The sequence below is a fragment of the Pseudomonas gebzensis genome (assembly GCF_034427815.1).
GTDB lineage: Bacteria > Pseudomonadota > Gammaproteobacteria > Pseudomonadales > Pseudomonadaceae > Aquipseudomonas.
On record NZ_JAXQNS010000008.1, the window covers coordinates 195,262 to 212,525 of the forward strand.

Consider the following 17,264-nt stretch of genomic DNA (forward strand, 5'->3'; position numbering starts at 1 on the left):
TGCGCCGCGTTGACGGGGGTTCCATGCAAATGCTGGCCTAAGCATGGCGATTGTTACAACGTTTTGGGCTGGGTGACGCGATCCACCAGGTACACCAGGCTGTGGTAGTCGATGCCGCTGTGGCTCGACAGCCCTATCTCGCAGGTTCTACTGGTGGAGAGGCCTTCGCTGCAGTGCTGCACGGCGTCTTTCAAACTGCGCAACGCGTGTGCATTTAATTCTGGGGTGGTGAAGCCTTTGTCGCCGGCGAAGCCGCAGCAGTGGATGCCTTCGGGGATCACCACCTCGGTGCTGCAGCGCCGCGCCAGGTCGATCAGGGCCTGGCTTTCGCCCAGGTGCTGGGTGCTGCAGGTGACGTGCACGGCGATGGGCTCGCGCTGTGGGGTGAAGGTCAGGCGCTCGAGCAGGTGGGTGCGGATGAAGCGCACCGGGTCGTACAGGTCGAGGCGGGTCTCGGCGAGGTCTTGCACCAGGCGCAGGGTGCAGGGGCTGGTGTCGCAGTAGATGGGGTCCAGGCCGCCGCGGCTGGCGAGCAGGAGGGCGGCGAGCAGCTCCTGGCGTTTGTGTTCGGCTTGTTCGGGGTAGCCTTTGGAGGCGAAGGGCTGGCCGCAGCACAGGCTGTCGGCGTGCTCAGGGAAGATAACCTGGTAACCGGCTTTTTCCAGCAGGGCGCGGGTTTTGTCGAGCAGCGAGCTTTGTTCGCGGTCGGCGTAGGCGGGGCCCATCACGCGGGACACGCAGGCGGCGAGGTAGACCACGCGCGGGCGGTTGTCCTGGGCGGCGGGCTCGAAGCGGATCGGGCGCAGGGGCTGTGGCATGGCCGGGGTCCAGGTGGGCAGTGTGCCGTGGCTGATTGTGCTCAGGCGTGCGCTGAGGCGGCTCAGCCTGGGGGCGCCGAGCAGGCGCCGCACGCCATTGGCGGCGGCCAGGGTGAAGCGCGCGCCTTTCAGCGCGCCGGCGAAGTGCTCGGCCAGCCAGTGGGCGGTGCTGGCGTGGTGCGCGGCCTGGGCGCGCAGCTTCTTGACCAGCTCGCCGGTGTTGATGCCCACCGGGCAGCGTTGGGCGCACAGGCCGGTGGCGGCGCAGGTGTCGATGCCTTGGTACTGGTAGTTGTCGAGCAACTCGCGGGTGTCTTCACCGGCGCGGCGGCGGGCCTGGATGTCGCGCCACATGACGATGCGCTGGCGCGGGCTGAGGGTCAGGCCCTTGGACGGGCAGACCGGTTCGCAGAAACCGCACTCGATGCATTTGTCGACAATGTCGTCGGCGGCGGGCAGGGGTTTCAGATTTTTCAGGTGGATATCGGCGTCGGTGCTGAGCACCACGTCGGGGTTGAGGATGCCGTTGGGGTCGAGCAGGCGTTTGAGCTGCCACATCAGCTGATAGGCGTCGTGCCCCCATTCCAGCTCGACGAAGGGCGCCATGTTGCGCCCGGTGCCGTGCTCGGCCTTGAGCGAGCCGCCGAACTCGACGGCCACCAGGTGCGCCACGTCGTCCATGAACGCCTGGTAGCGCGCCACTTCCGCCTGGCTGTTGAAGCCTTGGGTGAAGACGAAGTGCAGGTTGCCCTCCAGGGCGTGGCCGAAAATGATCGCTTCGTCGTACCGGTGCTGGTCGAACAGCTGGATCAGGCGGTTGACGCCCTCGGCCAGTTTCTCCACGGGGAAGGTGACGTCTTCGATGATCACCGTGGTCCCGGTCTGACGCACCGCGCCGACGGCGGGGAAGGTGTCTTTGCGCATTTTCCACAGCTGGTTGTACACGGCCGGGTCTTCGCTGAAGTCGACGCGTTGCTCGACCGGGAAGTCGGCGATCGAGGCCATGACCTGCGCCAGTTGCTCGTGCAGCAGGCTCAGGCTGGCGGCGCGCGATTCGATCAGCAGGGCGCAAGCGTTATCGGACAGGCCCGTGACCCACACCGGCATGCCCGGCATGGCCTGTACCGAACGCAGGCTGCGGCGGTCGAGCAGCTCCACGGCCGACACCGGTTGTTGCTTGAGCACCGGCACGGCGCGGCAGCACAGCTCGACGCTGGGGAACACCACCAGGGCGCTGGCTTTGAAGGGGTGATCGGGCACGGTGTTGTAGGTCACGGCGCTGATGAAGCCCAGCGTGCCCTCAGACCCGACCAGCAGGTGCTGCAGGATATCCAGCGGGGCGTCGTAGTCCACCAGCGCGTTAAGGGACAGGCCGGTGGTGTTCTTCAGGCGGTATTTGTGCCGGATGCGCGCTGCCAGTTCGGTGTTGGCGCGGGTGTCCTGGCCCAGTTGGGCGAGGGCGGCGAGCAGGTCGGCGTGGCTGTGCTCGAAGGCGGCGACGCTGGCCGGGTCTTCGCTGTCGAGGGCGGTGCCGTCGGCCAGCACCAGGCGCAGGCCGGCCAGGGTGTGGTAGGTGTTCTGCGCGGTGCCGCAGCACATGCCGCTGGCGTTGTTGGCGACGATGCCGCCGATCTTGCAGGCGTTGATCGAGGCCGGGTCCGGGCCGATCTTGCGCCCGTACGGGGCCAGCCAGGCGTTGGCCTGGGCGCCGATCACGCCCGGTTGCAGGCGGATCTGCGCGCCGTCCTGGCGAATCTCGCGGGCGTTCCAGTTGTCGCCGAGCACGATCAGCACCGAGTCGCTGATGGCCTGGCCCGAGAGGCTGGTGCCGGCGGCGCGGAAGGTCACCGGCACCTGGTCGCGCTGGGCGAGTTTGAGCAGGGCGACCACTTCGGCTTCGGCTTCGACGCGCACCACCAGCTTGGGGATCAGCCGGTAGAAGCTGGCGTCGGTGCCGAAAGCCAGGGTCGAAGTGGGGTCGTCGAAGCGGCGCTCGGCGGGGATCAGTCGGGCGGCGTCGCGCAGGAACGAGGCGGGCAGGGTCATGCAGTCTCCTCGTCGGGCCGCCGCATCTGTTGCGCAGCGTGCCCGGCAATCAGGCGGTAGGAAGCAGGTGCGTCAAGCGTGGGAGCTTTGTACAAGAGGGTTTTGCACAAGAGAATCCCGAGAGATTTCGGCAATCGACTTGGCGCCGGTCAGCACCATCGCCACGCGCATCTCTTTTTCGAACAGCTCCAGCAGGTTTTTCACGCCGGCCTCGCCGTGGGTCGCCAGGGCATAGAGGAAGGCGCGGCCGATCAGCACGGTGTCCGCGCCCAGGGCGATCATGCGCACCACATCCAGGCCGCTGCGGATGCCGGAGTCGGCGAGGATCTTGATCTCGCCCTTTACCGCGTCGGCAATGGCGGGTAGAGCGCGGGCGGTGGACAGCACGCCGTCGAGCTGGCGGCCGCCGTGGTTGGACACCACGATGCCATCGGCGCCGAACTTGACCGCGTCGCGGGCGTCGTCGGCATCCAGAATGCCCTTGATGATCATCGGGCCGTCCCAGAATTCACGAATCCATTCCAGGTCTTTCCACGAGATCGACGGGTCGAAGTTGTTGCCCAGCCAGCCGATGTAGTCGGCCAGGCCCGTGGGGTTGCCGCGGTAGGTGGAGATGTTGCCCAGGTCGTGCGGCTTGCCCATGACGCCCACGTCCCAGGCCCACTGCGGATGGGTGACGGCTTGCAGCATGCGCCGCAGCGGGCCGTTGCGCCCGCTCATGCCGGAATGGGCGTCGCGGTAGCGGGCCCCGGGCACGGGCATGTCGACGGTGAACACCAGGGTGCGCACGCCGGCCGCCTTGGCCCGCTCCAGCGCATTGCGCATGAAGCCGCGGTCTTTGAGGACATACAGCTGAAACCACATCGGCCGGTCGATGGCCGGGGCCACCTCTTCGATGGGGCACACCGAGACGGTCGACATCGTGAAGGGGATGCCGTGCGCGGCGGCAGCGCGTGCAGCCTGCACTTCGCCGCGGCGCGCGTACATGCCGGTCAGGCCGACCGGGGCCAGGGCCACGGGCATGCTCAGGGTTTCGCCGAACAGCTCGGTGCTCAGACTCAGTTGCGACATGTCGTTGAGTACGCGCTGGCGCAGGGCGATGCTGGCCAGGTCTTCGACGTTGCGGCGCAGGGTGTATTCGGCGTAGGCGCCACCGTCGGCGTAGTGGAACAGGAACGGGGGCAGCCTGCGTTGGGCTGCGGCGCGATAGTCGGTGGAGGCGGAAATGATCATGGGGTCTCGCAGCGTGGACGGAGAGCGTGACCGGGCGCACGTAGGCGCCCGGTGTTTCTCACATTAATGAGTGACCAGCATGCCGGTCAGCCAGTAGGCCTGAACCAAGGTGATCACGCCAACGATGGTGGCGAAGAACAGGCTGTGTTTCAGCGTGAAGCGGAACAGGTCCGATTCCTTGCCGACCAGACCGGTGGCGGCGCAGGCCACCGCGATGGACTGCGGTGAAATCATCTTGCCGGTCACGCCGCCGCTGGTGTTGGCCGCCACCAGCAGGGTGTCGCTGACGCCGATCTGGTGCGCGGTGGTGGCCTGCAACGAGCTGAACAGGGCGTTGGACGAGGTATCGGAACCGGTGAGGAACACGCCCAGCCAGCCCAGGAACGGCGAGAAGAACGGGAACGCCGCGCCCGTGCCGGCCAGCACCAGGGCCATGGTCGAGGACATGCCGGAATAGTTGGTGACGAAGGCGAAGGCCAGCACCATGCCGATCGACAGGATTGGCCAGCGCAGCTCCCACAGGGTTTCCTTCAAAGTGGTCAGGCCAGTCTTGAAGGTGATCTTGAGTACCCACATCGAGATCAGGGCCGAGAGGAAGATGGCAGTGCCGGTGGCCGAGAGCGGGTCGAACTTGAACACCGCCGGCATGGCAGTGGCGGTGGTCACGATCGGCGCGGTCTTGATGACCAGTTGATCCAGGTGCGCGATGGCGAAGTTGAACACGGCGTTGTACATCGCGCCGCCTGGGGCAAAGGCGGCCTTGAACGGTTTCAGCGTCCAGATCGTCACCAGCACGGTGAGGATCAGGAACGGTGACCAGGCTTTGAAGATTTCACCCAGGCTGTAAGGCGTTGGCTGGCTGCCGGTGGTCTGTACCACTGCGGCGCTGACGCTGCCCTGGGCTTGAGTCATCGAGCGTTTGGGCTGCCAGACCTTGAGGAACAGCGTCAGGCTGATCAGGCTGGCCAGGGCCGAGGTGATGTCGGGCAGCTCCGGGCCGATGTAGTTGGAGGTGAAGTACTGGGTCACGGCAAAGCTCAGCCCGGCGACCAGGGCGGCAGGCCAGGTTTCCCTCACGCCGCGCAGGCCGTCCATCATGAACACCAGCCAGAACGGCACGAACAGCGACAGCAGGGGCAGCTGGCGGCCGGTCATGGCGCCGATGTGGAAGGCGTCGATGCCGGTCACCTGGCCGGCCACGATGATCGGGATGCCCAGCGCGCCGAAGGCTACTGGCGCGGTGTTGGCGATCAGGCACAGGCCGGCGGCGTACAGCGGGTTGAAACCCAGGCCTACCAGCAGCGCGGCGGTAATCGCCACAGGCGCGCCGAAGCCGGCTGCGCCTTCGAGGAAGGCACCAAAGCAGAAGCCGATCAGCAGCACTTGCAGGCGTTGGTCGTCGGTGATCGACAGCACCGAGCTGCGGATGACCTCGAACTGGCCGCTCTTGACCGTGAGTTTGTAGAGGAAGACGGCGGCGACGATGATCCAGGCAATCGGCCACAGGCCATACAGGAAGCCGTAGCCGGCGGCGGCAAAGGCCATGTCAGCAGGCATGTTGAAGGCGAAGATGGCGATCAGGATCGACAGGCCGAGGGTGATGCTGCCAGCGACATGGCCCTTGAGGCGAAACACCGCCAAGGCCAGGAAGAAGAACACGATCGGCACCACGGCAGCGGCGGCAGAGAGCCCGAGGCTACCGAGTGGGGCATAGAGTTGTTGCCAAGTTTGCATATGGGGAAACCCCTAATTGTTGTTGGTCAGCAATGGCATTGGGTAATTGGTAAGACCAATTTACAATGGCTGGGCGCTAGGTTAAGAGCCCGGTCGGGGGTGTGTCAATTTGTCTCGCTGCAAACTTTGGTCGCAGGACGATGAGCGGTGCGTTGCCCAGGGGTGGATTTCGTCATCTGATGAGTGTGGCCATGGCGCGGATCGGCGAGAATAGAGCGCTTCGGGAGTTGCCCGGAGTTTCGGGAGAGCACGTGATGGTTTTTGGTCAGGTCCACCAACGGCGGTTGTCCGACGATATCGTCGAGCGGCTGGAGGGGATGATTCTGGAGGGCACCCTGATCTCGGGGCAGCGGCTGCCGGCGGAGCGTGCCTTGGCCGAGCAGTTCGGGGTGTCGCGGCCGTCACTGCGTGAAGCGATCCAGAAAATGGTCGCCAAGGGCTTGCTGATCAGCCGGCAGGGCGGGGGCAACTATGTCGCTGAAGCGCTGGGGTCGACCTTCAGCGATCCCTTGCTGCACTTGCTTGAGCGTAACGGCGATGCGCAGCGCGACCTGCTGGAGTTTCGCCACACGCTTGAAGCGTCATGCGCGTACTACGCGGCGCAGCGTGCGACCGAGCCGGATCGGGCGCGGCTCAAGGCGGCGTTCGAGGTGCTGCAGGACTGTTATTGCCGTGTCGATGAAGTGAGCCGGGCTGAAGAGGGCGCGGCCGATGCGCGCTTTCATCTGGCCATTGCCGAGGCCAGCCACAATGCGGTGTTGCTGCACACCATTCGCGGGTTGTTCGACCTGCTCAAGCGCAACGTGGTGACCAACATCGGTGGGATGTATCAGCAGCGACCGGAAACGCGCGACATGCTGATCAATCAGCACCGCGAGTTGTACCAGGCGATCATCGAGGGGCGTGCGCAGGACGCGCGTGAGGTGTCTAGCCGACACATCCTCTATGTTCAGGAAGTGCTGGCCGAAGCTCAGCAGCAAGCCCAGCGGGTGGCGCGGGCGGAGCGGCGCAGCGGCCAGTGAGCCCCGCCCACCCTGGCGGTGAGCGGGTGGGGCGCGGTCAGACGTCCTTGCCCTTGCTGCGCACGGCGCGCTGGATCTCGCGGTTGGAGTCGCGCTCGCGCAGGGTGTCGCGCTTGTCGAACTCCTTCTTGCCCTTGCCCAGGGCAATTTCGCACTTGATCAGGTGCTTGCTCCAGAACAGCGCCAAGGCAACGCAGGCGTAGCCTTTCTGTGAGACGGCCACTTCCAGGCGCTCGATCTCGCGCTTGTTCAGCAGCAGCTTGCGGGTGCGCATGGGGTCGGCAATGACGTGGGTGCTTGCAGCGGTCAGCGGCGTGATGTGGCTGCCGAACAACCAGGCTTCGCCGTCCTTGAGCAGCACATAGCTGTCTACCAGGTGGGCCTTGCCGGCGCGCAAGCTCTTTACTTCCCAACCGGACAGGACCAATCCGGCCTCGAACTTGTGTTCGATGAAGTAATCGTGACGCGCTTTCTTGTTCTGCGCGATGGTCCCTGTCGGATGTTTCTTTTGTTTAGCCATAGGGGCGGCATTATAGGGAGTCGTTGCGCTGTCGGCTACGGGATTTGGGCGCGCTTGAGCCTGTGGGTTGAATGCCGGACAATGGCGCATCCTCGTCCTGGAACAGGACCGGTTTCCGATGCGCTGTGAAGCGCTGCCGCCCCGCTTTGGAAGTGATGCCTGGATGACAACCCATATTCAACGCTCCGCCCTGCTGCCGTACCCTGCCCAGGCCCTTTACGATCTGGTCAACGATGTTGCCCGCTACCCGGAGTTTCTGCCCTGGTGCTCGGACACGACCGTGATCGAGGCCAGCGAAACCCAGATGCGGGCCAGGCTGGAAGTCGCCAAGGGCGGCATCAGTCAGCACCTGGTCACGCGCAATGTGCTGGTGCCGGGGCAGTCGATCGAGATGAACCTGGAAGAAGGGCCGTTCAGCCAACTGCACGGTATCTGGACCTTCAAGGCATTGGGCGACAAAGCCTGCAAGATCAGCCTGGACCTGTCTTTCGACTACGCCGGCTCGCTGGTGCGCGCCACGTTGGGGCCGCTGTTCAATCAGGCCGCCAATACGCTGGTCGATGCCTTCTGCGAGCGCGCCAAACAACTCGCCAGCTGAGCGTCCAGGGCAGGTGAGCAGGCGTAAAAAAGCCCGGGGTTGAATTGAATGCCCCGGGCTTTTTTTGTGCGCACTTACTGTGGCGAGGTTTCCAGCGCACCTGGCGTCGGCACAGGTGTGGTTTCGATGCTGTCGATTTCGCGCTGGATCGATTCTTCGGTCGAGCCCGGTGCGGCAGGTTGTTCGACCGGCTGCTGCGGTGCTTCGCTGGCGCCTTCCTGTGGGACGACGCTGGTGTCGCCGCTGCCGCCCAGAATGGCCTGGTCGCGGCTGACGCCCGGCATGAAGTCACCGGCCAGGTTGACCAGCTGATCACTGTCGTTGAAGAAAATGCTCATGCGTTCCTGCTGGCGCTTGCCGCCGCCAGGCTGAAGGCTATAGAGGTAATCCCAGCGATTGGTGTTGAAGGTGTCCTGCAGCAGGGGATTGCCCATGATAAACCGCACTTGCCGTCGGGTCATTCCCGGACGCAATTGGTCTATCATGTCCTGCGTGACGACATTGCCCTGCTGGATGTCGATTTTGTAAACCCCGGGAAACGAGCAACCGGCGAGTGCGAGCAGTCCCGCGAGGGCGAGGCTGTTTAGCAAGAGCTTGGTGTTTTGCATCGGTGGGCGACTTCCACTATCTTGGCTGGACAACGTAAACCCCGATCATACCCGTATTAAGAGAAGCTGCGAAGCAGCATCGGCGAGAAAGCTGACCATGGTTGAAAATAGCGAATTACGCAAAGCCGGTCTCAAGGTGACACTGCCTCGAGTGAAGATTCTGCAAATGCTCGACACGACCGAGCAGCGTCACATGAGCGCCGAGGACGTTTACAAGGCGTTGATGGAGGCTGGCGAAGATGTCGGTCTGGCCACCGTGTATCGCGTACTGACCCAGTTCGAAGCGGCGGGTCTGGTGGTTCGCCATAACTTCGACGGCGGTCATGCGGTATTCGAGCTGTCGGATGGCGGCCACCACGACCATATGGTCAACGTGGAAACCAGCGAAGTCATCGAGTTCATGGATGCCGAGATCGAGCGTCGTCAACGCGAGATCGTAGCGGAGCATGGCTACGAATTGGTGGACCACAATCTGGTCCTGTACGTACGCAAGAAGAAGTAACGAATTTCGTTGCTGATACAAAAAAGGCGACCTTCTGGTCGCCTTTTTTGCGTGTGGCCGGTGACGAACCCGCAGCGGGTTCGCCTCAGTGCTTGCCGGTGACGACCATTTTGCGGGCGTGGGCCAAGGATTCCTTGGTCAGGTCGATCCCGCCCAGCATCCTCGCCACTTCCTCGACCCGCTCGCGCTTGCCCAGGTGGGCCACGGCGGTATGGGTGGTGTCGCTGTCGCGCACCTTGTGCACGAACAGATGATGGTGGCCTTGCGCAGCGACCTGCGGCAGGTGGGTCACGGTCAGTACCTGGCCGCGGTCGCCCAGCCGGCGCAGCAACTGACCCACGATTTCCGCCGTGGGGCCGCCGATGCCGACGTCGACTTCGTCGAAGACCAGCGTGGGGATGCGCGAGGTCTGCGCAGTGATGACCTGGATTGCCAGGCTGATCCGCGACAGCTCACCGCCCGAGGCCACTTTGGCCAGGGCTTTCAAAGGTTGGCCGGGGTTGGCGCTGACCAGCAGTTCGATCTGCTCCAGGCCATACGGAGAAAGCTCCTGGCTGTTCAGCGGCACCAGCCCGATCTGGAAGCGTCCGCCTGGCATGCCGAGTCGCTGTATCTCCTGCTCTACAGCCTTGGCCAGCTCGCCGGCAGCCTGCGTTCGCAGGGCGCTGAGCTTCTCGGCTTTTTCTTGATAATGCTGGGTATAGGCCGTCAGCTCTTCGCCCAGGCGCTCGAGTGATTCGTCGCTGGCGTTCAAGCTTTCCAGCTCGACCAGCAGGCGTTGTTGCAGGTGCGGAAGCTCGGTGGGGTGCACGCGGTGTTTGCGTGCCAGGGTGTAGATGGTGTCGAGCCGCTCTTCAAGTGCCTGCAGCCGTGCAGGGTCGGCATCGAAGTTATCCAGGAAGCGGTTGAGCTCGCCCACGGCTTCTTCGATCTGGATCTGCGCGCTGGAAAGCAGGTTGACCGATTCGCTCAAGGCCTTGGGTGCATTGGCGACCGCGCCCAGGCGGTTGAGGCTGTTGGTCAGGGCGTTGAGTACATTGCCCGAATCGTTCTCGCTGCACTGATCGATGACCTGCCGACAGATACCGAAGAGCGCCTCGGCGTTGGTGAGGTTCTTGTGCTCCTGCTCGATCTGCTCGAGTTCGTTGTCACCCAGCCCGAGGTTGTCGAGCTCTTCGAGCTGATAGCTGAGCAGCTGCTGGCGCGCGCGCTGTTCATCGCCCGAGTTGGACAGGCGCTCCAGTTCCAGACGTGTCTGCTTCCAGCGCTGCGCGGCCAGTTGCACCTGGCGAGACAGCTCGACGGCGCCGGCGTATTCGTCCACCAGGCGGCGATGGGTATCGGCCTTGAGCAGGGATTGATGCTCGTGCTGGCTGTGGATATCGATCAACAGCTCGCCCAGCGCCTTGAGGTCGCCCAGCGTGCAGGGCGTGCCATTGATGTAGCCCCGGCTGCGGCCTTCGGCGGTGATGACGCGGCGCATGATGCACGGGCCATCGTTGTTCAGGTCGCGCTCGGCCAGCCAGGCGGCGGCTTCGGGAATGTCCACCAGGTCGAAGGTGGCGAGGATGTCGGCCTTGTCGGCGCCCGGGCGGACCACGCCATTGTCGGTGCGGTCGCCCAGGGCCAGGCCCAGGGCATCCAGCATGATGGATTTGCCAGCACCCGTCTCACCGGTGATCACGGACATGCCGCGGGCAAGTTCGAGGTCGAGGTGTTCGACGATGGCGTAGTTGTGAATCGACAGGTGCACCAGCATGGGCAGGCTCCCAAAGGTTCGGATCTGGTTATTTATACAGTGCTTTGCGGTGAGCTGACAATGCCTGCATGACGCTCGGTGAATTGCCATCACTCGATCACGCCAACCCTTGAAGCTGGTTTTTCCAACCCCATATAACGATCAGACGAGGCGAGCATGCTCGCAGACCCCGAATTGCCCAGGAGAGATTCAATGGCTGACGAACAGTTGGATGAGCAACACCTTAACGCTGAAGAAACCGGCGCCTCTGATCTGGCTGCCCGTGTACAGACGCTCGAGGAGCAACTGGCCGCCGCTCAGGATCAATCGCTGCGTGCCGTTGCGGACCTGCAGAACGTGCGTCGCCGCGCTGACCAGGATGTCGAGAAGGCGCACAAGTTCGCCCTCGAGAAATTCGCCAATGACCTGCTGCCGATCCTCGACAGCCTCGAGCGTGGCCTGGAGCTTTCCGATGCCAGCGACGAGACCTTGCGCCCCATGCGTGAAGGCATGGAACTGACGCTGAAAATGTTCAGCGACACGCTCAAGCGCTACCAGCTCGAAGCGGTCGACCCCCATGGCCAGCCGTTCAACGCCGAGCATCACCAGGCAATGGCGATGGAAGAAAGCGCCGAGGTCGAGCCGAACAGCGTGTTGAAAGTGTTTCAGAAAGGCTACCTGCTCAACGGCCGTCTGCTGCGCCCCGCCATGGTGGTGGTCAGCAAGGCGCCTGCCGCAGCGCAGCCTTCTATCAATGAAAAGGCTTGAAATCTTTCAGGGCATCCCCATTTAGAAGTCAAGCCTTCAAGTATTGCCGCAGTTGGCGAGAGCGAGTCGCTGCTACCTCATTCAAGTTTCGGGAGAGTTAACATGGGTAAAATCATCGGTATCGACCTGGGGACCACCAACTCGTGTGTGTCCGTCCTGGAGAACGGTAAGGCCAAGGTCATCGAGAACGCCGAGGGTGGTCGCACCACGCCGTCGATCGTCGCCTACGCCAACGATGGCGAGATCCTCGTGGGTCAGTCGGCCAAGCGCCAGGCTGTCACCAATCCGCACAACACGCTGTACGCAGTCAAGCGTCTGATCGGCCGCCGCTTCGAGGAGCAGGTCGTACAGAAAGACATCCAGATGGTCCCGTACAAGATCGCCAAAGCCGACAACGGTGATGCGTGGGTCGAAGTCAACGGTCAGAAAATGGCACCGCCGCAGATCAGCGCCGAAGTGCTGAAAAAGATGAAGAAGACCGCTGAAGACTACCTCGGTGAGACGGTCACCGAAGCGGTCATCACCGTGCCGGCCTACTTCAACGACAGCCAGCGTCAAGCCACCAAGGATGCCGGTCGCATCGCGGGTCTCGACGTCAAGCGCATCATCAACGAGCCTACCGCAGCAGCGCTGGCCTACGGTATGGACAAAGCCAAAGGCGACCACACCGTCATCGTCTATGACCTCGGTGGCGGCACCTTCGACGTGTCCGTGATCGAAATCGCCGAAGTCGATGGCGAGCACCAGTTCGAAGTATTGGCCACCAACGGCGACACCTTCCTGGGTGGCGAAGACTTCGACATCGTGCTGATCGACTACCTGGTCGACGAATTCAAGAAAGAGTCGGGCATGAACCTCAAGGGCGATCCTCTGGCCATGCAGCGCCTGAAGGAAGCCGCCGAGAAGGCCAAGATCGAGCTGTCGTCCGCGCAGTCCACCGACGTCAACCTGCCGTACATCACGGCCGACGCGACCGGTCCGAAGCACTTGAACGTCAAGATTTCCCGCTCCAAGCTGGAAGCCCTGGTCGAAGACCTGGTGCAGCGCACCATCGAGCCGTGCCGTACCGCTTTGAAAGACGCGAACATCGACGTCAGCAAAATCGACGAAGTCATCCTCGTCGGTGGCCAGACGCGTATGCCCCTGGTGCAGAAAACCGTCGCTGACTTCTTTGGTAAAGAAGCGCGCAAAGACGTCAACCCTGACGAAGCCGTTGCGATCGGCGCGGCCATCCAGGGCGCGGTACTGGCCGGTGATGTCAAGGACGTCCTGCTGCTCGACGTCAGCCCGCTGACCCTGGGTATCGAAACCATGGGCGGCGTGATGACGCCACTGATCGATAAAAACACCACGATCCCGACCAAGAAGTCGCAGACCTTCTCCACCGCTGACGACAACCAGGGCGCCGTGACCATCCACGTGCTGCAAGGCGAGCGTAAACAGGCGACTCAGAACAAGTCGCTGGGCAAGTTCGACCTGGCCGACATTCCACCGGCTCCACGTGGCGTGCCGCAGATCGAAGTGACCTTCGACATCGACGCCAACGGCATCCTGCACGTCGGCGCCAAAGACAAGGCCACTGGCAAGACCCAGTCGATCGTGATCAAGGCCAACTCCGGTTTGTCGGACGAAGAAATCGATCGCATGGTGCGTGATGCTGAGGCCAATGCCGACGAAGACCGCAAGTTCGAAGAACTGGCCGCCGCGCGTAACCAGGGCGATGCACTGGTTCACTCGACCCGCAAGATGCTGGCTGACGCCGGTGACAAGGTGACCGCCGAAGAGAAAGCTGCCATCGAAACTGCAGTGGCTGCGCTGGAATCGGCCGTGAAGAGCGACGACAAGGCCGCGATCGATGCCAAGGTCGAGGAGCTGTCGAAAGTCTCCGCGCCAGTGGTTCAGAAGATGTACGCCGAGCAGGGCGAGCAGCCTCAAGGCGGCGCACAGCAGGCCGAGCCCGAAGCCAAGCACGATGACGTGGTTGACGCCGAGTTCGAGGAAGTCAAAGACAACAACAAGCAGTAATCCCTGCAAGTTGTCGGCCGGTAAGCCGCCTTCGGGCGGTGAGCTGGTAGGATGTCGCCGCGCGGGGGCTTGCTCCCGCGTTGGCGTGTCTGGAATACGAGAATTTTTACAGCATCTGTCTGGGCACTTTCGTATGTGGCGGCAGGTGCTTGCTTGCGGCACGGCGCAGCTTTCTGCGCAGAGATTTGCCGAACGCCCCCAAGAGTGCAAATGACTTATGGCAAAGCGTGATTATTACGAGGTCCTGGGTGTCGAACGCGGCGCCAGCGAAGCGGATCTCAAGAAGTCCTATCGCCGTCTGGCGATGAAATTCCACCCCGATCGCAATCCGGGTGACAAAGAAGCCGAAGACGCGTTCAAAGAGGCTAACGAAGCCTACGAAGTCTTGTCGGATGCCAGCAAGCGCGCCGCGTATGACCAGTACGGCCATGCCGGTGTCGAGCAAGGCGGTGCCGGTGGTGCCGGTTTCGGTGGCGCGAACTTCTCCGATATCTTCGGCGACGTGTTCAGCGACTTCTTCGGCGGCGGCGGTGGCCGTGGTGGACGTGGCGGCGCTCAGCGCGGCAGCGACCTGCGCTACACCCTTGAGCTGAACCTGGAAGAAGCGGTACGCGGTACGTCGGTCAATATCCGCGTGCCAACACTGGTCAACTGCGAGCCCTGCGACGGCTCCGGCGCCAAGAAGGGCTCGACCCCGGCCACCTGCCCGACCTGTGGCGGTATCGGCCAGGTGCGCATGCAGCAAGGCTTTTTCTCGGTGCAGCAGACATGCCCGCGCTGCCATGGCCAGGGCAAGATCATCACCGACCCGTGCGCTTCCTGCAACGGCGAAGGGCGGGTCGAAGAATACAAGACCCTTTCCGTGAAAGTGCCGCCGGGGGTGGATACCGGTGACCGCATCCGCCTGTCGGGCGAAGGCGAGGCCGGCGCCCATGGCGGGCCGACCGGTGACCTGTACGTGGTGATCAACGTGCGTGAGCACGACATCTTCCAGCGTGATGGCAAACACCTGTATTGCGAAGTGCCGATCAGCTACACCGAGGCAGCTCTGGGTGGCGAACTCGAAGTGCCGACACTCGATGGCCGCGTCAAGCTGCGCATCCCGGAAGGCACGCAAACGGGCAAGCAGTTCCGCCTGCGTGGCAAGGGTGTTGCGCCGGTGCGGGGTGGCGGAGCCGGTGACTTGCTGTGCCGCGTCGCAGTGGAAACCCCAGTCAACCTCAGTCGTCGCCAGCGCGAGCTGCTCGAAGAGCTGCGCGATTCGCTGGAAGGCGACAGCTCCCACTCGCCCAAGGCCAGTGGCTGGTTCGAGGGTGTGAAGCGCTTCTTCGGCGACCTCTGACAAGGATTGGATTATGCGACGTATTGCAGTGATGGGCGCCGCCGGGCGCATGGGCAAGGTGCTGGTCGAGGCGGTGCAGCAGCAGGCCCCGAAAGCCGGGCTGACGGCGGCGATCGATCGCCCCGACAGCACGTTGGTCAATGCTGATGCCGGTGAGTTGGCGGGTCTGGGGCGCATTGGCGTGCCCATCTCCGATGACCTGGGCCGAGTCAGTGATGAGTTCGATGTGCTCATCGACTTTACCCACCCCTCGGTCACGCTGAGAAACCTGGCGTTCTGCCGCAAGGCCGGCAAGGCCATGGTCATCGGAACCACGGGTTTCAGCGAGCAGGAAAAGCAGTTGCTGGCCGAGGCGGGCAAGGACATTCCGATTGTCTTCGCCGCCAACTTCAGTGTCGGTGTGAACCTGTGCCTGAAGTTGCTCGACACTGCAGCGCGCGTGCTGGGCGATGATGTGGACATCGAGATTCTCGAGGCGCATCACCGGCACAAGGTCGATGCGCCGTCGGGCACGGCGCTGCGCATGGGTGAGGTGGTGGCGCAGGCGTTGGGCCGTGATCTGCGCGAAGTGGCCGTGTACGGCCGCGAAGGGCAGACCGGCGCGCGTGAGCGTCAGACCATCGGCTTTGCCACGGTACGTGCCGGTGACGTTGTGGGTGACCACACGGTGCTGTTTGCCGCCGACGGTGAACGTGTCGAGATCACGCACAAGGCTTCCAGCCGCATGACGTTCGCCAAGGGTGCCGTGCGTGCCGCGTTGTGGCTCGATGGCCGCGACGCCGGGCTGTATGACATGCAAGATGTGCTCGATCTGCACTGATCGGGGCTCAATGACGGTCGATTCGCTTGGCGGCGCTCAGCTGCACAAGCGGTCGATCGGCGTGGCAGGTGTTGCGCGTGCACCTGTCCTACCGGGATAACGCAGTTTAGTGGCGCATTCACGGTAGACCAAAAATCACTTTTTCTGTAAGCTACAGCTTTAGTGTGTCCACTAAAAGCGCGCAGAATAATTCAGCATAGAAAGCGGGGTGACGTGTCCATACGTCATTCCGCTTTTTTGCAACCTGCGATCGCCCTTTCAGGTTCTACTTACGGGAGGTCTTCTTGACAAAGCCAGCCATACTCGCCCTTGCCGATGGCAGCATTTTTCGCGGCGAAGCCATTGGAGCCGACGGCCAGACCGTTGGAGAGGTGGTGTTCAACACCGCTATGACCGGCTACCAGGAAATCCTTACAGACCCTTCCTACGCCCAGCAAATCGTTACCCTGACCTACCCGCACATCGGCAACACCGGCACCACGCCCGAAGACGCCGAGTCCGATCGCGTCTGGTCCGCAGGCCTGGTCATTCGTGACCTGCCGCTGCTGGCCAGCAACTGGCGCAACAAGCAGTCGCTGCCCGATTACCTCAAGGCCAACAACGTGGTCGCCATCGCTGGCATCGACACCCGTCGCCTGACCCGCATCCTGCGTGAAAAAGGCGCTCAGAACGGTTGCATCCTGGCCGGTGATGACATCACCGAAGAAGCCGCCATCGCCGCCGCGCGCGCTTTCCCAGGCCTGAAGGGCATGGACCTGGCCAAGGTCGTTTCCACCACTGAACGCTACGAGTGGCGCTCCAGTGTCTGGGAACTGAAGACCGACAGCCATGCCACGATCGACGCGGCAGACCTGCCGTATCATGTGGTGGCGTTCGACTACGGCGTCAAGGTCAACATCCTGCGCATGCTGGTCGCGCGCGGCTGCCGCGTGACCGTGGTGCCGGCGCAAACCCCGGCCAGTGAGGTACTGGCACTGAGCCCGGATGGCGTGTTCCTGTCCAACGGCCCTGGCGATCCGGAACCTTGCGACTACGCCATTCAGGCGATCAAGGACGTGCTCGAGACCGACATCCCGGTCTTCGGCATCTGCCTGGGTCACCAGCTGCTGGCCCTGGCCTCCGGCGCCAAGACCCTGAAAATGGGCCATGGCCACCACGGTGCCAACCACCCGGTCCAGGACCTGGACACCGGCGTGGTCATGATCACCAGCCAGAACCACGGGTTCGCGGTTGACGAAGCCACCCTGCCGGGCAATGTCCGCGCCATCCACAAATCGCTGTTCGACGGTACCCTGCAGGGCATCGAGCGCACCGACAAGAGCGCGTTCAGCTTCCAGGGCCACCCTGAAGCGAGCCCAGGCCCGACTGACGTCGCGCCACTGTTCGATCGTTTCATCGATGCCATGGCCAAGCGCCGCTGAGCATCCTGCAGCAAGGCCCCGGGGCGGCCCACGCCGCACCCGGACGCGCCTGACCAGATTGTTCAAGAC

Annotated in this window: 14 protein-coding genes; 8 read left to right on the forward strand and 6 right to left on the reverse strand. The window is 63.2% G+C overall.

What is annotated here, in order from left to right:
• Positions 1 to 53: 53 nt before the first annotated feature.
• The 3 genes from SJI00_RS16480 to SJI00_RS16490 form a co-directional block, all read right to left on the reverse strand.
• Entirely contained in the window at positions 54 to 2,864 is a 2,811-nt protein-coding gene (locus SJI00_RS16480; RefSeq protein ID WP_322462772.1) for an FAD-binding and (Fe-S)-binding domain-containing protein, read from the reverse strand.
• A 72-nt stretch (positions 2,865 to 2,936) separates the two neighbouring features.
• Positions 2,937 to 4,097: an FMN-dependent L-lactate dehydrogenase LldD gene (gene lldD / locus SJI00_RS16485; protein ID WP_322462773.1), complete on the reverse strand. Its 1,161-nt coding sequence runs from the start codon at positions 4,095 to 4,097 to the stop codon at positions 2,937 to 2,939.
• A gap of 63 nt (positions 4,098 to 4,160) precedes the next feature.
• Positions 4,161 to 5,831, reverse strand: a complete 1,671-nt coding sequence (locus SJI00_RS16490; RefSeq protein ID WP_322462774.1) for a lactate permease LctP family transporter — start codon at positions 5,829 to 5,831, stop codon at positions 4,161 to 4,163.
• 254 nt (positions 5,832 to 6,085) lie between these two features.
• On the opposite strand from SJI00_RS16490, the gene SJI00_RS16495 reads away from it, so the two are divergent.
• Positions 6,086 to 6,853 carry an FCD domain-containing protein gene (locus tag SJI00_RS16495; RefSeq protein WP_322462823.1) on the forward strand — a complete coding sequence of 256 codons (768 nt, stop codon included), beginning with the start codon at positions 6,086 to 6,088 and terminating at the stop codon, positions 6,851 to 6,853.
• Positions 6,854 to 6,890: 37 nt separating this feature from the next.
• Here SJI00_RS16495 and smpB read toward each other — a convergent pair whose 3' ends face one another.
• A complete protein-coding gene (gene smpB / locus SJI00_RS16500) occupies positions 6,891 to 7,373 on the reverse strand; it encodes an SsrA-binding protein SmpB (protein WP_322462775.1) in 483 nt (160 codons plus the stop codon).
• A 163-nt stretch (positions 7,374 to 7,536) separates the two neighbouring features.
• On the opposite strand from smpB, the gene SJI00_RS16505 reads away from it, so the two are divergent.
• On the forward strand, positions 7,537 to 7,971 hold the full coding sequence (locus SJI00_RS16505; protein ID WP_312932337.1) for a type II toxin-antitoxin system RatA family toxin: 435 nt from the start codon (positions 7,537 to 7,539) through the stop codon (positions 7,969 to 7,971).
• Between the two features lie 74 nt (positions 7,972 to 8,045).
• On the opposite strand, the gene SJI00_RS16510 is transcribed toward SJI00_RS16505, so the two are convergent.
• On the reverse strand, positions 8,046 to 8,579 hold the full coding sequence (locus SJI00_RS16510) for an outer membrane protein assembly factor BamE (RefSeq protein ID WP_322462776.1): 534 nt from the start codon (positions 8,577 to 8,579) through the stop codon (positions 8,046 to 8,048).
• Positions 8,580 to 8,676: 97 nt separating this feature from the next.
• Between SJI00_RS16510 and fur the strand changes: the two genes are divergently transcribed.
• Positions 8,677 to 9,081, forward strand: a complete 405-nt coding sequence (gene fur / locus SJI00_RS16515) for a ferric iron uptake transcriptional regulator (protein WP_312932333.1) — start codon at positions 8,677 to 8,679, stop codon at positions 9,079 to 9,081.
• A gap of 85 nt (positions 9,082 to 9,166) precedes the next feature.
• Here fur and recN read toward each other — a convergent pair whose 3' ends face one another.
• Positions 9,167 to 10,840, reverse strand: coding sequence for a DNA repair protein RecN (gene recN, locus SJI00_RS16520; RefSeq protein WP_322462777.1), 1,674 nt, complete (start codon positions 10,838 to 10,840; stop codon positions 9,167 to 9,169).
• 192 nt (positions 10,841 to 11,032) lie between these two features.
• Between recN and grpE the strand changes: the two genes are divergently transcribed.
• The 5 genes from grpE (at position 11,033) to carA (ending at position 17,195) form a co-directional block, all read left to right on the forward strand.
• Positions 11,033 to 11,587, forward strand: coding sequence for a nucleotide exchange factor GrpE (gene grpE / locus SJI00_RS16525; protein WP_322462778.1), 555 nt, complete (start codon positions 11,033 to 11,035; stop codon positions 11,585 to 11,587).
• Positions 11,588 to 11,689: 102 nt separating this feature from the next.
• Entirely contained in the window at positions 11,690 to 13,612 is a 1,923-nt protein-coding gene (gene dnaK / locus SJI00_RS16530) for a molecular chaperone DnaK (protein ID WP_322462779.1), read from the forward strand.
• A 217-nt stretch (positions 13,613 to 13,829) separates the two neighbouring features.
• Positions 13,830 to 14,954: a molecular chaperone DnaJ gene (gene dnaJ, locus SJI00_RS16535; RefSeq protein WP_322462780.1), complete on the forward strand. Its 1,125-nt coding sequence runs from the start codon at positions 13,830 to 13,832 to the stop codon at positions 14,952 to 14,954.
• A gap of 13 nt (positions 14,955 to 14,967) precedes the next feature.
• Positions 14,968 to 15,774: a 4-hydroxy-tetrahydrodipicolinate reductase gene (dapB, locus tag SJI00_RS16540; protein ID WP_322462781.1), complete on the forward strand. Its 807-nt coding sequence runs from the start codon at positions 14,968 to 14,970 to the stop codon at positions 15,772 to 15,774.
• A 284-nt stretch (positions 15,775 to 16,058) separates the two neighbouring features.
• A complete protein-coding gene (carA, locus tag SJI00_RS16545) occupies positions 16,059 to 17,195 on the forward strand; it encodes a glutamine-hydrolyzing carbamoyl-phosphate synthase small subunit (RefSeq protein ID WP_322462782.1) in 1,137 nt (378 codons plus the stop codon).
• The last annotated feature ends 69 nt before the right edge of the window (positions 17,196 to 17,264 follow it).

Excerpts from the sequence above, each read along its gene's own strand:
- SJI00_RS16480 (WP_322462772.1), bottom strand. The coding sequence starts at position 2,864 with ATGACCCTGCCCGCCTCGTTCCTGCGCGACGCCGCCCGACTGATCCCC.
- lldD (WP_322462773.1), bottom strand. The coding sequence starts at position 4,097 with ATGATCATTTCCGCCTCCACCGACTATCGCGCCGCAGCCCAACGCAGG.
- SJI00_RS16490 (WP_322462774.1), bottom strand. The coding sequence starts at position 5,831 with ATGCAAACTTGGCAACAACTCTATGCCCCACTCGGTAGCCTCGGGCTC.
- SJI00_RS16495 (WP_322462823.1), top strand. The coding sequence starts at position 6,086 with ATGGTTTTTGGTCAGGTCCACCAACGGCGGTTGTCCGACGATATCGTC.
- smpB (WP_322462775.1), bottom strand. The coding sequence starts at position 7,373 with ATGGCTAAACAAAAGAAACATCCGACAGGGACCATCGCGCAGAACAAG.
- SJI00_RS16505 (WP_312932337.1), top strand. The coding sequence starts at position 7,537 with ATGACAACCCATATTCAACGCTCCGCCCTGCTGCCGTACCCTGCCCAG.
- SJI00_RS16510 (WP_322462776.1), bottom strand. The coding sequence starts at position 8,579 with ATGCAAAACACCAAGCTCTTGCTAAACAGCCTCGCCCTCGCGGGACTG.
- fur (WP_312932333.1), top strand. The coding sequence starts at position 8,677 with ATGGTTGAAAATAGCGAATTACGCAAAGCCGGTCTCAAGGTGACACTG.
- recN (WP_322462777.1), bottom strand. The coding sequence starts at position 10,840 with ATGCTGGTGCACCTGTCGATTCACAACTACGCCATCGTCGAACACCTC.
- grpE (WP_322462778.1), top strand. The coding sequence starts at position 11,033 with ATGGCTGACGAACAGTTGGATGAGCAACACCTTAACGCTGAAGAAACC.
- dnaK (WP_322462779.1), top strand. The coding sequence starts at position 11,690 with ATGGGTAAAATCATCGGTATCGACCTGGGGACCACCAACTCGTGTGTG.
- dnaJ (WP_322462780.1), top strand. The coding sequence starts at position 13,830 with ATGGCAAAGCGTGATTATTACGAGGTCCTGGGTGTCGAACGCGGCGCC.
- dapB (WP_322462781.1), top strand. The coding sequence starts at position 14,968 with ATGCGACGTATTGCAGTGATGGGCGCCGCCGGGCGCATGGGCAAGGTG.